The sequence below is a fragment of the Paludibacterium sp. B53371 genome (assembly GCF_018802765.1).
GTDB lineage: Bacteria > Pseudomonadota > Gammaproteobacteria > Burkholderiales > Chromobacteriaceae > Paludibacterium.
In genome coordinates, this window is record NZ_CP069163.1 from 3,096,801 (window position 1) to 3,112,831 (window position 16,031).

Annotated in this window: 13 protein-coding genes; 2 read left to right on the forward strand and 11 right to left on the reverse strand. The window is 59.5% G+C overall.

What is annotated here, in order from left to right; translation table 11 throughout:
* Nucleotides 1-57: 57 nt before the first annotated feature.
* Entirely contained in the window at nucleotides 58-963 is a 906-nt protein-coding gene (locus JNO51_RS14740; RefSeq protein WP_215778710.1) for a hypothetical protein, read from the forward strand.
* Here JNO51_RS14740 and JNO51_RS14745 read toward each other — a convergent pair.
* From JNO51_RS14745 to cysG, 10 genes are all read right to left on the reverse strand, one after another.
* A complete protein-coding gene (locus JNO51_RS14745) occupies nucleotides 927-2,141 on the reverse strand; it encodes a glycosyltransferase (RefSeq protein ID WP_215778711.1) in 1,215 nt (404 codons plus the stop codon). The genes JNO51_RS14740 and JNO51_RS14745 overlap by 37 nt on opposite strands.
* Nucleotides 2,138-3,268 carry a glycosyltransferase family 4 protein gene (locus JNO51_RS14750; protein WP_215778713.1) on the reverse strand — a complete coding sequence of 377 codons (1,131 nt, stop codon included), beginning with the start codon at nucleotides 3,266-3,268 and terminating at the stop codon, nucleotides 2,138-2,140. The genes JNO51_RS14745 and JNO51_RS14750 overlap by 4 nt, the downstream gene beginning before the upstream one ends.
* 61 nt (nucleotides 3,269-3,329) lie before the next feature.
* A complete protein-coding gene (locus JNO51_RS14755) occupies nucleotides 3,330-4,559 on the reverse strand; it encodes a glycosyltransferase family A protein (protein ID WP_215778724.1) in 1,230 nt (409 codons plus the stop codon).
* A 142-nt stretch (nucleotides 4,560-4,701) separates the two neighbouring features.
* Nucleotides 4,702-6,132 (reverse strand): O-antigen ligase, encoded by a 1,431-nt coding sequence (locus JNO51_RS14760; RefSeq protein WP_215778727.1) that lies wholly within the window; start codon nucleotides 6,130-6,132, stop codon nucleotides 4,702-4,704.
* Nucleotides 6,132-7,904, reverse strand: coding sequence for a lipid A export permease/ATP-binding protein MsbA (gene msbA, locus JNO51_RS14765; protein WP_215782738.1), 1,773 nt, complete (start codon nucleotides 7,902-7,904; stop codon nucleotides 6,132-6,134). Before msbA ends, JNO51_RS14760 begins: the two co-directional genes overlap by 1 nt.
* Nucleotides 7,905-7,918: 14 nt before the next feature.
* Entirely contained in the window at nucleotides 7,919-9,067 is a 1,149-nt protein-coding gene (locus tag JNO51_RS14770) for a glycosyltransferase family 4 protein (protein WP_252346104.1), read from the reverse strand.
* 79 nt (nucleotides 9,068-9,146) lie between these two features.
* Nucleotides 9,147-10,886: a phosphoenolpyruvate--protein phosphotransferase gene (ptsP, locus tag JNO51_RS14775; RefSeq protein WP_215778732.1), complete on the reverse strand. Its 1,740-nt coding sequence runs from the start codon at nucleotides 10,884-10,886 to the stop codon at nucleotides 9,147-9,149.
* Between the two features lie 31 nt (nucleotides 10,887-10,917).
* Nucleotides 10,918-11,187, reverse strand: a complete 270-nt coding sequence (locus JNO51_RS14780) for an HPr family phosphocarrier protein (RefSeq protein ID WP_215778734.1) — start codon at nucleotides 11,185-11,187, stop codon at nucleotides 10,918-10,920.
* The gene (locus JNO51_RS14785; RefSeq protein ID WP_215778737.1) at nucleotides 11,180-11,581 is read right to left on the reverse strand and encodes a PTS sugar transporter subunit IIA; all 402 of its coding nucleotides are present in this window, start codon (nucleotides 11,579-11,581) and stop codon (nucleotides 11,180-11,182) included. The genes JNO51_RS14780 and JNO51_RS14785 overlap by 8 nt, the downstream gene beginning before the upstream one ends.
* Before the next feature lie 45 nt (nucleotides 11,582-11,626).
* Nucleotides 11,627-13,057 (reverse strand): siroheme synthase CysG, encoded by a 1,431-nt coding sequence (gene cysG, locus JNO51_RS14790; RefSeq protein WP_215778739.1) that lies wholly within the window; start codon nucleotides 13,055-13,057, stop codon nucleotides 11,627-11,629.
* 143 nt (nucleotides 13,058-13,200) lie between these two features.
* On the opposite strand from cysG, the gene JNO51_RS14795 reads away from it, so the two are divergent.
* Complete coding sequence (locus tag JNO51_RS14795) at nucleotides 13,201-14,688, forward strand: diguanylate cyclase (RefSeq protein ID WP_215778741.1); 1,488 nt, start codon at nucleotides 13,201-13,203, stop codon at nucleotides 14,686-14,688.
* A 1-nt stretch (nucleotide 14,689) separates the two neighbouring features.
* Here the strand turns inward: JNO51_RS14795 and JNO51_RS14800 are convergent, their stop codons facing one another.
* Nucleotides 14,690-15,925, reverse strand: coding sequence for a YihY family inner membrane protein (locus JNO51_RS14800; RefSeq protein WP_252346105.1), 1,236 nt, complete (start codon nucleotides 15,923-15,925; stop codon nucleotides 14,690-14,692).
* Nucleotides 15,926-16,031: the final 106 nt, after the last annotated feature.

A 16,031-nucleotide genomic window follows, 5' to 3' on the forward strand; every position in this document is an offset into this window, starting at 1 on the left:
CCCGCGTTCCTGATCACCATCGATACCGAAGGGGATAACCTTTGGGGTACCGGCCCGTTGAGCACCCGCAATGCCGCCTATCTAGAACGCTTTCAGCTGCTGTGCGAGCAATATGGCTTCAAGCCTTGCTACCTGACCAATTATGAAATGGCCATCGATCCGGTCTATCAGGCCTTTGCCAGAGATGTCATTGCCCGAGGAACGGGCGAGATCGGCATGCACCTGCACGCCTGGAACAGTCCGCCGGCCCACCCGCAAACCGACCATGATGGGGAAGACAAGGCCTACCTGATTGAATATCCGGATGATGTGATGCGCAGCAAGGTCGATACCATGACCAAGTTGCTCGAGGATACCTTCTCCATCAAAATGATCAGCCATCGTGCCGGCCGCTGGGCTTTTGACCGTCGATACGCCGAACTGCTGCTGGAATATGGCTATCAGGTCGACTGCTCGGTCACACCCCATATCGACTGGGGGGGTACGCCAGGCAAGCGTCAGGGAAAGGGCGGCACCGACTACCGGCATTTTCCCACTGGAGCCTACTTCATCGACCCGGACGACATTGCCCGCCCAGGCCACTCGGCGCTGCTGGAAATCCCGATGAGTACCCGGCTCAAATATCCGGCATGGTTGCGCGCGACCCGACGCACGCTGGACCGGCTGCGCGGCAAGATCCGACCGGACTCGATCAGCTGGCTGCGACCCAAGCGCGACAACCTGGCCGAGACCCTCTCCCTCACCAACCGCATCCTGGCCGAAGGCAGCGATTACCTTGAATTCATGCTGCACTCTTCAGAATTCATGCCAGGAGGGAGTCCGACCTTTCCGGACGAGGCCAGCATTGAACAATTGTACCGGGATATGGATCAGCTGTTCCGGCACATTGCCAGCCGTTGCCAGGGCATGACCCTGGCCGATTACCATCAGCGTTTCGTGGCAAAATCCGCCAGCAGGCCATAAAACTGTTGCAGATATTGGGCCTGGTCATAACGGGGCAAGGCCGCTTCAACCAGGCAGGCCGCGCTCATGGCCTGGTAGCCTGCCGGCTCTGACGCCAGGGCGGTTACCGCCTCGGCAATCGCCTCAGGCGCCAACATCCGGGTCTCCACCAGCAGATCCTGCTGCGGGTCATACACGCGACGGGCGAAGGCAACACTGGCGCCGGTGAGAGCCTGATAGCCCGATACATCAAGGGTTGGCGTCAGGCAACGACCGGTTTGCCCATCCCGGACCACCTCGGGCAGACCATCGACCATGCAGGCTATCACGGGCACGCCATACGCCATGGACTCGATGCAAACCAGAGGCATGGTTTCATGCATCGAGCTCATCACAAAGAGATCAATCGAACGATAAAACCCGGCCATGTCATCACATAGGCCCAACAGGCGAACATGATCAGCCAGGCCCTCACGGGCAATCAGACGCTCGATCGCACCACGCTCAGGGCCCTCCCCGGCAATGCTGAGCTCGGCGTCCACGCCCTGTTGTCGCAGCAACTTCAACGCCAGCACCACCAGCCCCACCGCCTTGAGCGGAACGAGACGAGCGGCCACACCAAGACGCAACGGCCGGTCCTGCGGCAAACAGCGAACCGGGGCATCCGTCACATGAAGATCGGCGCGCAAAGGGTTCGGGCAGAGATGCACCGGAAAAGAGACGCCATGTTTGAGCTGCAACATGCGCTGCCCTGCCCGCGATACCGCAATGGCGCCATCTACATAGGGCAGAAATCCCTGCAACTGAGCCGGCGCATGCTCATACCAGCTCATGCCATGCTCGTAGTAAATCAGCGGGCATCCCAGATCGGGCGACAAATGAAAGTCAGTAAACTGATTCCATGCCAGAACAACATCCGGCCGGATAGCTCGGATCTGTGCCAGCCGGTTGCGAGCCCGCAGACCCGCCGGACGACGGGGCAACTTGATGCCATGCCAGACTTTGGGCGACACCAGCGTCCTGCTGCAGCGCTCGACAATCGGGCGAAAGCGGGGGGCAAGGTTCAGGCTGTCGGCAATGGTATGGTGTTCCACCTGCCATCCCTCAGGCACCGGGGCCTGAATCAGGCTGGCATACATCGACTCCACCCCGCCGATGCGGTCCAGATCAATGAGATGCGCGATGCGCAAGCGGGTCATGTCGACTCCTGACGACCCGCACGGGCCAGTGCCTGGCGGTAACAGCCCAGCATGCCCTGCATCATGTGATCGAATGACATGTGGGACAGCGCATGCTGATAGGCATTCTCGCGCAAGCGCTCCGCCAGCGCCGGATCCTCGAGCAGGCGACTGACCGCCTGCTGCAAGGCCGCGGCATCACCCGGGGCACACAACAGCCCGGTCTGCTCATGGCGAATCATCTCCGGCAGCCCGCCCACCGTGGTGGCAACCACGTTCTTCTTCATCAGGAAGGCCTGCGCCACCAGACGGGTCTGTGCCTCCGTACCGATGGACGCCACCACCACGATATCCGCCAGTGCCAGCCAGTGCTCGATGTCCGCCTGATAACCCAGGAAACGGATGCGACCACTCTCCAGCGCCGCACCGGCCTCGGCCAGTACCTGCTGCTTGTAACCCCTGGTCTGGCCAGTCGCCTCGCCAAGCTGGATGGCAACCACATCATCACGACAGTCAATGATCTGACGGCAGGCCTGCACGAAAAATAGCTGTCCCTTGTCCGGACGAATCATGCCAACATTGGCCACGACTCGCGCCGCCGGCGCAATCCCGAGCTGAGCACGCAGTGCTGCACCGTCCAGACCAGGGTGGAAACGTTGCTCATCGACACCGGCCACCGCGACATAAACGCGGGCAGGATCGGCGAGACCATCCTGCTGCAACATTTCGCGAATGCGGCCAGCCGTCACCACGATCCCGTGATTGCCGTAACGCCAGACCAGTTTTTTCAGTCCACTGGCGCCAATCGGGTCGGTCACATGCCGGGAACGCACCACCGGCAGGCCGCCAAACCACTTCAGATAGGCACCATACGTACTGTCCCGGTTGCCGTGGCAATCGATCAAATCAATCTGCTGCTCTCGCACAAAGTGGCGCAATGTGCGCAAGGTGGCAGGATTCATCGAGCCACGAATTTCCATCTCCAGCAGCGGCAAACCCCGCTGCCGGGCCTGTGTCAGGATTGCCGATCCCGGGCGCGCGACAATCCAGCAGGGATGTCCGTGCGCATTCAGCCAGACGGCCTGTTCGACAATCCGCAGCTCCTGGCCGCCCCAATCCATCGACGATTCAATATGCGCAATGCGCATGCCAACTCCTGTCTATCCTCGAAAAAAACGGGCGATCCGATCATCGCCCGACGATCCGGCCTCAGAAACGGGGAGAAACCTGCCGGAGCAAAGACCGATATTTCCACCACCGGCTTCGCGGCCGCTCGACCGGATGTTCAAAGCGCTGATCGGACAGGATGGTCCAGGTGAAATTCAGAAACATCCGGCTGTGCCCGTAGCCATGACCGACATGGGCCAATTCACGGCGCTTGCGGCTGTCAGCAGCCGAATTGAACGACAGATCACGAACCAGGCTGTGATAGGAACGCTGACGATCGATATCCGTGCGCTCGATACAGTAGATCCTGCTTGGCAAATAGGTCTGGAAGCTGCCGCGCGCCTTTTGGTACTTCACAAAACGGAAGTCCTCGGCACCATAGTGACCGGCAAACTCTTCATCATAGCCATGACATTCAAAAAACCGGCCACGTGACATGACAAAGAAATTGGAATGCCCCTTGTAGGTTTTGCCCTCGGCGTCCCGGCGGCGCATCTTGTAGAGTCGCTTGCCGCACGAGCCGCGCGTCAGCAGCTGCTGCATCGATGCCAGCGGCAACTCATGATCCAGGTCCGTCATCAGTATGGTATCGGCACGTGCATACACCACCCCCAGATTCCGGGCCCCGGCCTGATTCCAGCGAATGTCCTGATCAATGCGAATCCAGGTCAGGTTGAGCGGCAACTCGGGAATCTGATACTTGATCGGCGAACCATCATCAACAATGACAAACTGCACCTGGGCGCGCACCTCTGGCGGATACGCCGCATAACGCTCCAGCAAACGCGTGACCGAGGTAATGTCCTGCTGATTGCAATAAAAATGCGTGATGTAGGCCAGCTTGATATCGGAAAAATCACGCTTGATATTGTGATGCACATCCAGACGTTCGGGATGCAGCAGCGAACCATAGACATGGCCAAGCATCTGCCAGATATCGCCACCGAGCGAGTCCTGCTGCAGGATGACCGGGTTTTGCAAACCCAAATAGCCACTCGAACCGGAGTGGCTATTGGCCGCCGGATCAAGAAACAGATTCAGGTCCGTCAGGCGGTTATAAATGAAATGATTGATCCGCCCGGCAGCGATCGCCTCCTCCGCCCGCAGATGAGTGGCCAGCAAGGTGGTCGGATGAAACAAAGCATAGCGAGCAACCTGACGATGGTCCTGCTCGCTGAATGTCTGGATCAGGTCGGGTTTGATTTGTTTGAGCAGTTGCCGCACGGCAGCACCGGATTCGACCAGCACGGCGTTCAGACCTGCGGCCGTCATTTTCGGGTAGTTTGATGGCCCGACCAGAATGTGAAACGCATACTGAGACGCCAAAGGTCCTGACAGCAGGCTGGCTAACCATTCGACGGCCTGGTCCGAAGCCGCCGTGGCAACGAGCGCAATATTTCGCAAAGAAGTGACTTTATTCATGACCGGTTTTTTCATTCACTTGAGCAATCTTTGCGGATGACTGCTCGTAATCACAAAGCATCAGCAAAAATCCACTGATAAAGAAGAACATCTCCAGCATATGATCGCGCCAGATGTCGTCAAAGAAACCGCGCATCATCATCCCCATGACAAAAATCGCCAGGGCAAGGCCGGAAACCATCTTGCGCTGATAAAAATGCCTCAGGCCATAGTCAATCAACCAGCCCAGCAACATCAACCACAGGATGAAGCCAGGAATCCCGTTTGACAGGGCGAAATTGATCATGCCGGAATGGCTCTGCGTCGTGGTGGTAAACCCGTAGTATTTCTCGACCGCGCGATGAAAATTCTCGGCATACCAGCCCATGCCCAAAGGCTCTTTCAGCACCATTTCATAACCAATTTTCTGCCAGGCAATACGCTCATAAGCAGACACGTCCACCGTATTGCCATTGGCCATCACAGGGTAGGCATGATGAGCCTTATCGAGCCAGGCAAGGTGATGAGTGGTATCCAGCGCCAGAGGCAAGGTTTGTTTGAAGGTCGTCCATCTGGGATCTGTTTTCCAGGAGGTCACCCCGATACCGGCAATCACGGCGACCGCAAGCAAGATAAACAGCGTTGTTTTGCGGCGCCCCCATTGCGAGGCACGCATCAACGAAACCAGGATGGTAATCGACAAAAGATTGGCTACGATCCCCACCGTAGCATTACGCGTCACCAGCCCAAGCTGTGACACCAGCAAAATCAGCAGAGCACAAAAAAGGCCAACTCTCGAGCCATGAAACAGACTGCGGCCCATGGCAAGTCTTACCGCGATCTCAGCAAACACAAAAACAAGCGCCATGCTGAAATAGACACTCAGCTCAAACCTGGAGTATGCCAAACGGGTAAACCCAAGGGGGAGCAGGCCGGACTGATGCCAAAGCGAAACAAAATCAGCCAATTGAACCAGAGCCAGCAACGTCATGGCCAACACGATCAACCATAAACACTGCATGCCCCGCTTTGCCTCAATGCGATTGACTGCCAGAACGGGCAGCAAGGTCAGCCCCATAAAACCGGTCTCAAGGGCACGCAGCCATTTGCCATTCAGCAGTTGCAGGAAAACGCTGGTCGAAGGCGAGTGCCAGAGTCCAGTCACCACAATCCAGCCCGTCAGGACCCCAACAAGCAGCAAGGGTTTCCTGAATGCATGCCAGTCAAGGGGCAAGGCATGCCGACGACACACCAACCAAGCCTGGAGCAAGAACAAGGGAATCAGCACAAAGTTTCTGTGGAACGGTAATTGGCCGTTGGGAATCGGCCAGATCACCAACAGCAACAAGGTCATCAGCAATACCAGCCATGCCAGCACGCGATAGCTATCCGGGGCACGGTATTGCACCAGAAAGTCCGGCAACAACCTTGGCAAATAACGCATCAGGTCCGCCCCTGCTCTACACCAGGCTCGGCAAACTGCCGCGAATGCAACATGGCGTATAAACCCTGCCGGGCCATCAGTTGCTGATGGTTCCCCAGTTCCTCAATCTCACCCTGGTGCATGACCACAATCCGGTCGGCATTTTCGATGGTCGACAATCGGTGGGCAATGACGATCGTGGTGCGATCCTTCATCAGGTTTTCCAGCGCGGCCTGCACCAGCCGCTCGGATTGATTGTCGAGCGCCGAGGTCGCCTCATCGAGCACCAGAATCGGCGCATTCTTGATCAGGGCCCGGGCAATCGCCAGACGCTGGCGCTGGCCTCCGGACAACAAGGCACCATTCTCGCCGATCATGCAATCAAAACCACCGGGCAAACTTTCGATGAACTCGAGCGCATTCGCCTGACGGGCGGCCTCGATCACCTGCTCACGGCTAACCTCGCCAAACGCGCCATAGGCGATATTGGCAGCAACCGTATCGTTGAACAGCACCACATCCTGACTCACCATGGCAATCTGCGCTCGCAGGTTATCCAGCCGAATCTCATTCAAATCAACCCCGTCGAGCAGGATCCGCCCGGAACTGGGGGTATAAAAGCGCGGCAACAGGCTGACCAGCGTCGTCTTGCCGCTGCCCGAGGCCCCGACCAGGGCAATGGTCTCCCCGGCCTGCACCTGCAGATCAAAACATCGAATGGCTTCCTTCTCGGCATTCTGATAGCGGAATGCAACCTGTTCGAAGGTCAGATTACCCTTTACCTTGTCGAGCTTGCGCGTGCCGTGATCGACTTCCGATGGCTCGTCGAGGAAGGTGAACACGCTTTCTGCCGCTGACAGGCCTCGCTGCAAGGACTGGGAGATATTGGTAATGCGCTTGATCGGGGCAAACATCGCCGACATGCCGGTAATCAGCGCCACAAATGTCCCGGCCGTCAGCTGGCCATGCTGGCCGCGCAACAAGGCAAAATGCACCAACCCGGCAAGGGCCACCGAAATGATCAGCTGGGTCACACTGGTATTCATGGCAGATGCGGCACTTTGCTTGACCTGATTGCGACGGATATCCTGTGCCGCCATGGCAAAACGCTCGGACTCATGCGACTGGCCACCATACACTTTGACCACACGCTGGCAGTCGATGGTTTCACTCAGGACCTGGGTCAGTTGCCCCATCTGGTGCTGACTCAGGCGAGTCAGATTACGCAATCGCTTGCTGATCAGACTGATGCAGATCCCCACGGCCGGGAACACCACGAAACAGATCAGGGTCATGCGCCAATCGTAGTAAAGCAGCATGCCGAGCAGACCGATCACGGTACAACCATCCTTCACCGACACCGTGAGCACATTGAATCCGGCATCCGTCACCTGATTGACGTCATAGGTCACACGCGACATCAGCCGGCCGGAGGTATTATTGTCGAAATAGGCCACCGGCATATTCAGCAACTTATTGAAGACTTCCTGTCTCAAACGTTGTACCAGATGGCCAGTCAGCCAACTGGTGGAATACTCGTTGCCATAACTGCTGATCCCGCGGACCAGGAACAGCAATACGATCAGCGGCGGCAGATAGCGCAGCGCGGCGGGATCCTTGGAGATGAACCCCTCGTCGATCAGGGGCTTCATCAGATTGACAAAGGCCGGCTCGGTCGCGGCGGAAACGGTCATGAACACCAGCGATGCCAGAAAAACCTTCCAGTACTGGCGCAGATAGGTCAGCAAGCGGCGATAGAGCGCCAGATTATTTCTGCGAGGGGTGTCGGTCATCACGTTCAGTTCCGTCATTCTGCAGGGCGCCTGCCCCGCGGTAAATCATCAAGCAACGCGCGATAGTGCGCCAACAAGCGTTCTGCCATGGCAGACAAGTGCAAGGTGGCCACGCTCTCACGAGCCGCCGTGCGCATGTCTGGCCAGGCGGCACGCGCCTGCAGCCACTCGCCCACCAGGGCTGACCAGGCCGGCGCATCACGCGCCTCCGCCACCCAGCCATTTTCACCGCGCCGCAACAGCTCGGCTGCACCACAAGTGGGCGTGGTCAGCACCGGCAGTCCACAGGCCAGAGCCTCGACACAGACATTGGGGAAGGGATCATAAAGGGTAGGCAAGACGAACGCATCCGCCATGGCATAGAACGGCCGCACGTCCTGACGTGCGCCACAAAAGCGCACCCGTCCGGCCAGCCCCAGTCGCTCCGCCTCGCGCTGATAGCGCACCAGATGCTTGTCCGTCCCCACCACCACCAGATACACCTCGGGCCAGGCCGCCATCGCAGCCAGCGCCCGTGCCACGCCCTTGCGCTCGAACCCCGAACCGACATACAGCAGCACGGGCGCATCGGCCGGTACCTGCCATTCAGTCCGCATCGCGGCACGAAACTCGGCCGCCAGCCCCGGATGAAAAGCCTCGGTATCCACACCATTGTAAATCACGGCAAAGCGCGCTTCCGGCAAACCGAAGCGCTGCTGAATTTCCAGCTTGATCATCTCGGCATTGCAGATCACCAGCTTCAGCCTGGGGTCCAGAAACATCTGACGTTCGGCCCGGCAGACATAATGGTGATAAGGATTCAGCTTGAGCGCCAGACGGCGCCAGAACCCCATGGTACTGCGCCGCAACTCAAGCCAGCGCGCATGCACGCCATCTCCGGCCCGGTAAATATCGCAACCTGGAATGCGCTCATGCGACTGCACCAGATCAAAGCCCTCATGGCGCCAGAGACGGCGGGCCGCGCGGGCAAATCCCCAGTCACGCCAGACATTTCCCAGATAAAAAGGCGCGACTGTCAGGGCACGAATCCCGTCGATGCGCTCCCACTTGCGCGCCAGCAACGACACCTCCAGCCCGCTGCTGCGACGCAATACTTCCAGCGCACGGCTGACAAAACGTTCGGCACCACCCGCCGGATTATAGCGCTGGCGTACGATAGCCAAACGAATGCGCCCCCGGAGCTCGACGGGGGCGTTGGACACAGAAGGATCAGTCAATTCAGTTGGTTCAGACAATTGGCTCTCAGCCGATCGAATCGGCATTCAGCTGCTGTAAAAGATCCGCAATTCTATCAGGGTCTTCGGTTCGAAGCATGCGACTTGTCAATTGGGCGATCTTGTCCAGATGCGTATTGAGTACCTGCTGCTTCACTGCCAGCACATTGGCCGGATGCATGGAAAATTTACGCAACCCCATGCCGAGCAACAGACGCGTCAGACGCGGATCACCCGCCATCTCGCCGCACACCGACACCGGCACGCCGCCCCGGGTGCCGACCTTGATGGTATGCAGAATGAGCTGCAGCACGGCCGGATGCACCGGATCATACAAATGGCTGACGGCATCATCGTTGCGATCAATCGCAAGGGTGTACTGAATCAGGTCGTTGGTCCCGATGGACAGAAAATCGATGTGCTTGAGGAAGCTGCTCACCACCAGCGCTGCCGATGGAATTTCAATCATGGCGCCGAATTCGACCGACTCGGCGTAGGGTTGTCCCTCTTCCCGCAACTCCTCGCGCGCGTAATCGACCTGCGCCAGGGCCTGTCGCAGCTCCTGCAGGGAATTGACCATCGGAAACATCACGCGCAACTTGCCGTGCACCGAGGCACGCAGCAGGGCGCGCAACTGCACGCGGAACATCAGCGGCTCGGCCAGACACAGGCGGATGCCGGTCAGGCCCAGCGCGGGGTTCTCGGCCACGCCATGATTCAGCCAGCGCGGACTCTTGTCGGCTCCCAGATCCATGGTGCGGATGGTGACCGGCAGATCTTTCATCTGCTCCAGGACCGTGCGGTACGCTTCATACTGTTCGTCTTCCGACGGCAGACTGTCGCGCCCGAGAAACAGAAACTCGCTGCGAAACAAACCGACACCGGCGGCGGCACAGGCACGCACATCCTCGATATCCTGCGGCCCTTCGATATTGGCCAGCAGATCAATCGGCGTCCCGTCCTCGGTCTGGGCACTGGCCTTGCGGATCGACGACAGCTTGCGGCGGGCATCGCGCCAGGCACGCAAACGGCGGCGATACTGTGCCAGCACGATCTCGTCGGGATTGATGATCACCACACCCTGCTGACCATCCACGATCACCAGTTCATCTTCGCGGATCAGTTCACGCGAATGATGCAGAGCGATCACCGAGGGCAGGTCAAGACTGCGGCCGAGAATGGCCGTATGGGAAGTGGCGCCGCCGACATCCGTGATGAAGGCGGCAAATTCGGACTCCTTGAAGTACACCATGTCGGCCGGGGAAAGGTCATGCGCCACCAGAATGGCGTCTTCGACCAGATCCCCCGCGGCCGGCAACTGCGGATCCGTGCCGTCCAGATTCTTGAAAATCCGCTCGATCACCTGCAGCACATCATGCTTGCGCTCACGCAGATAATCTTCTTCGATGGCTTCGAACTGCTCGACCAGCATGTCGCTTTGCAGTTTCAGTGCCCATTCTGCATTGCACTTTTGCGCAGAAATGATCTCGCGCGGCTCGCGCGAGATGGTGACATCGCCCAACAACATGATGTGCAGGGACAGGAAGGCCCCCAGCTCGGCCGGCGCATTTTCGGGGATGGTGCCCCACAGCATCTCCAGCTCTTTGCGCGTGGCCCGGATCGCCTCGTCGAAACGGGCGATCTCCGCCGGAACCTCGTCTTCATCCAGCGAATAGTGGGCAACATCGTCCATGCTGCGCGATATCAGGTGGGCCCGGCCGATCGCCACGCCGCCACCAATCGCCACTCCGTGCAGGATGATGCTCATTGACCCGACCCTCCCGAGAATGCGTCCGAAACTATTCCGACTCGTCGAACCGGTTGTTGATCAAGCCCACCAGCGCCGCCAGCGCCGCCTCTTCATCACTGCCGTTGACCTCGAGCTCAACCGTACTGCCCTTGGCCGCGGCCAGCATCATCACGCCCATGATGCTTTTCCCGTTGACACGGCGATTGTTGCGGGAAATGAAAATCTCGCTCTGGAAGCGGCTGGCCAGCTGGGTAAATTTGCTGGAGGCGCGCGCATGCAGACCAAGCTTATTGATGATTTCGACCTCGGATTTAACCATTCCCCTCCCCCGGAATAATGTACACCACCCCTTCCAGACCGCCGGTCACCGCCTTGCTGACCACGACGTCCAGCGGCTGCTGACTGTAGCTCACCGCCCGGACCAGCATGGGCAGGTTGACCCCCGCGACCGCCTCCACCTTGCCGGCATGGATCAAACGGCTGGCAATGTTCGAGGGCGTGCCGCCCAGCATGTCGGACAACACCAGCACGCCGGAACCATCGTCCAGCGACTGAACCAGTGTGCGCGCCACAGCCAGTTTGACGTCAGGGTCATCAGACTTGTCGACCGACAGCGTCTTCAGGTTTTCCCAGGTACGCCCCAGGATGTGATAGGCATCCTCGGCCAGAACCTCACCGAGATTGCCGTGTGTTATCAGTAATATGCCAACCATAATATGTCGTGAGTCGATCAGTCAGGATGCATCCGGCAAACCGTTTCAGAAAGTTTCCCGGGAACTATCGCCGATTGTAGCAGGGTCGGGGGCTTGCCGGGGATCGAACCAGCCCAGTTTGCCCGCCAGTTGTACAACTTCGCCGACAATGATCAGCGAAGGCGAACGAATGTCCAGCGCGGCAATCTTCTCCGGCAAAGCCGACAAGGTCGAAACCACGACCCGCTGATCCAGCGTGGTCGCCCGCTCCACCACCGCCACCGGGCACGCCGGCGATCGGCCATGGCGAATGAACGCCTGGCACAGCGCCTCGGCTGTCGACACCCCCATGTAGACCACCACCGTCTGCCCCGGACGACTCAACATCGGCCAGTCAAGATCGATACTGCCATCCTGCCGGTGCCCGGTAACAAACGTCACCGATTGCGCATAGTCACGGTGGGTCAGCGGGATCCCCGCATAACTGGCGGCCCCGCTCGCCGCGGTCACCCCCGGTACCACCTCAAAAGCAATGCCATGCTGCGCCAGCGTTTCAATCTCTTCGCCGCCCCGGCCAAAGATGAAAGGGTCACCCCCCTTCAAACGCAGCACCCGCTTGCCCTGTTGTGCCAGACGAACCATCAGCAGGTTGATTTCCTCCTGACTCAGCGTGTGATTGGCACGGGTTTTACCAACGAAGATGCGCTCGGCATCGCGTCGCACCCAGTTCAGCAGCGCCTCTGCAACCAGCTTGTCGTAGAGCACCACATCCGCCTGCTGCATCAGATGCAAGGCACGGAACGTCAGCAGATCCGGGTTGCCAGGGCCGGCCCCCACCAGATACACCGCCCCTCTGGGCACCCCCTCGGCATTGGCCAGCCGCTGCGCCATCAGACTGTCCGCCCGCTCCAGATTGCCGGCCACCAGATCTTCGGCAATCGGCCCCTGCAGCACCGACTCCCAGAAAGCACGCCGAGCATCCCCGTCCGGAATCCGCTCGGCAACCCGCTGGCGCATGGCACGGGCGAACTGCGCCACCCGACCCCAGCCTGCCGGAATCAGGCTTTCCAGCCGTTCACGCAACATGCGCGCCAGCACCGGTGCACCGCCGCCGGTTGACAGGGCAATCACCAGCGGCGAGCGATCAATGATCGATGGCGTGATACAGGCCGAATGCTCGATGTCATCGACCACATTGACCCAGATATCCGCGGCCTCGGCGGCCGCCGCCACCGCGACATCCACTGCGGGCACACCGGTTGCCGCAATGACCAGACGCATGCCGGTCAGATGGGACGGGGAAAAGACGGTAGCCAGATGATGCACAGCGGCCTGCCCGGCCAGCGCCGACAACCCCTGGATCAGCGTTGGCGCCACCACGGTGACCTTTGCGCCGGCCTGCAGCAAAAGCCGCACCTTGCGCAAAGCGACTTCGCCACCACCGACGACCAGACAGGGGCGGGCCTGCAGCTTGAGAAAAAGCGGGAAATAGTCCATGACATCAAGCGCAGAGGAATTGAATAACTTACCACTTTAAATGTTGCACAAATACGACGCACGCTCTTTTTAATCCGGCGCACCTTACTATCGGAAATAGTAGACTGTGCCGATGGACGACTAACGACAGACCGGAGTCTGGAGTGACCGAACCAAGTTTCGTCAGCCCCCTGGCTGACGACCCCCTGGCCCCCCCCATGGCCCTCACCATCGGTGAGAGCGGCTTTCGCGCCATCATCGAAAATGCCTCCGATATCATTGCCCGTTTCAACCCGCTGCGGCAGTGCACTTACATCAATCACCGCATCAGCCACTATCTCGGCTGCCACCGGGATGCCCTGATCGGTCTGACCCTGAAGGACGAGCGACTCCCTGCCACGCTGGCCATTCCGTTACAGCAGGCCATCGGCAGGGCGCTGGCGCTGGGCCGGGAACAGCATCTCGAACTGCATGCCACCCTCGGCGGCGCACCGCGGGTCTTCGACACACGCTGCTTCCCCGAGCTGAACAGCGATCAGCAGGTCACCTCGATCCTGTGCATGGCCCGCGACATTACCGAGGCTAGCCAGGCAAAACGATTGCTGACCGAGGAAAATGCCGTTCTGGAGATGATTGCCGACAGCCGGCAAGTCAATCAGATCATGTACAGCATCTGCCGCATGATCGAGTCGCAGCTGCCACGATGCATGGGCGCAATCATGACGCTGGATGAAGGGGGACACACGTTGTCACTGGCGGCCGGTCCATCGCTGCCCCCCGCCTACGCCGAACAACTGGAAAAACTGCCCATCGGGCCGGAGGTCGCCGCCTGTGGCGCCGCGGCGTTCTGGAAACGCAGCATCATTGTCAATGATCTGACACAGAGCCCGCTGTGGGAGTCGCTGGGGCCTCTCGCCTGCCAGCTCGGACTTCGGGCCTGCTGGTCCACACCGATCTTTACCGCCGACCACCAATTGCTGGGCACACTCGCCATCTATTATCAGGAAGCGCGCAGCCCGTCTCCCGTCGAATTGCGACTGATTTATCGCTGTTCGCACATCGCCGCCATCGCCCTGCAGCGCAACCTGCACGAAGCCCAGCTCTATCGGCTGGCCACCCAGGATGGTCTGACACAGTTATTCAACCGACGCCACTTTATTGATTCGGCGGAACGCCACCTGAACCAGGCCAGACGCTACCAGCGCCCGGTCGCGGTCATGATGATGGATCTGGATCATTTCAAGGCGATCAATGACCATTACGGCCACGCCGTCGGCGATCGGGTTCTGAGCGTCTTCAGCCGGCTATGCCTGCGCTCGCTACGCACCTCCGACATTGTCGGTCGTCTCGGCGGGGAAGAATTTGCGGCGCTGCTGCCGGACACCACGCTGGAAGATGCCAGGATCATTGCCGAAAGACTGCGTCAGCACGTGGCCCAGGCCGAGCTGGCCCATGAGGGCCGGGCCATTCGCTTCCATGTCAGCATCGGCATTGCACTGATGAATGAACAGGATAATCTGGACAGCATGCTGGCCAGAGCCGACCGGCTGCTCTACCAGGCCAAGGCACTCGGACGCAACCGGATCTGCATCCCGCAAGAGGCCGTCGACGGCAGCGACCAACAGGGGGAGCTGCCACTCGGACTGGCCTGACTCAGCCCCCCTGGCCGATCTGAACCTGCGGCAGACTCTCGGCAAACTGCGCCACACTGACACCATCCAGACGATGCAGCAGCGGGTCCATCAGGCCGTCGAAGCTGCGCTCCAGCACATCCTCGCGCCGGCGATGCCCCCCCGGATAGACAAAGACCTGCACCAGGTCCGCCATGGTGATCGTCGCCAGCGCGCGCATCAGGACCCAGCGCCGATCACTGCCCTGCTGGACCCAGCCTCGCAAGGCCAGCTGATCCAGAATCCAGCCCAGCTCGTCATAACCCACCGGCACTTCGCGACGCAAGTCGGCAGGCGACAGCGCCAGACCCTGCTCATGCGCCCGCTGCAAGACCAGCAATAGCTGCAAGGCATCGAGCAGACGCCGGCGCGGATTAAGCCGACGACGCCAGGCCGCGCCCTGCCAGTAGGACAGGGCACAGGTGAACACGGCACCGATCAGCACCACCAGCCACATGCAATACACCCACAACAGGACAATCGGAATACTGGCAAAGGCGCCATACACCAGCTTGTAGGACGCAATCGAATCGATGTAGAAGCCGAAGCACAGCTTGGCCACCTCCAGCAACAGTGCTGTCAGCAGCGCGCCGCCATAGGCATGGTTGGCTGGGACATGGCGGTTGGGCACCACCCGATACAACAGCGACAGGGCCATGGTCGTCAGACCGATGGCACCGACCGACTGAATCAGATCGGCCAGCAACGGTGCAGAGTGTTTGAGATGCGAGGCACGCAGCAGGTTGTGCCACAGCAACAGGCCGCCGCCCAGCACCACTGGTCCCAGGGTCAGCATGCCCCAGTACACCACGGTCTGCTGCAGCCAGTGCCGGGAACGCACGACCCCCCAGATAGCATTGAAAGTTCGCTCAATCGTTGCCATCAGCATCAGCGATGTCACCGCCAGCATCAGGATGCCCACAGCCGTCAGTTTTTCCGCATTATCGGCAAACTGACGCATGTAAACAGTCAGAATCTTGCCGGCGAATTCCGGCATCAAGGTCGTCAGCAACATCACCTTGAAGCGCGTACTGTAATCCGCAAACATCGGCAGCGCCGAAATCACGATCAGCGCAATGGTCAGCAGCGGCACCAGGGCCAGCATGGTGGTAAAGGTCAGGCTGCCGGCCACCTGCATCAGGCGGTTGTCTCCCATGCGGCGCAGCAGAAAACGGCCGAAGCTGGCCCAGTGTGTTCTGGCGAGAGAATTCATTTTCATGCGCGCACCTTACTGATAAAGCCCTCTGTCAACAAGTCAGCATTTGTTAAGGGTCCTGTGAATCCGCGTATTTCCCGACAGAAATCGCCTGTACGGCAAGCCCTTC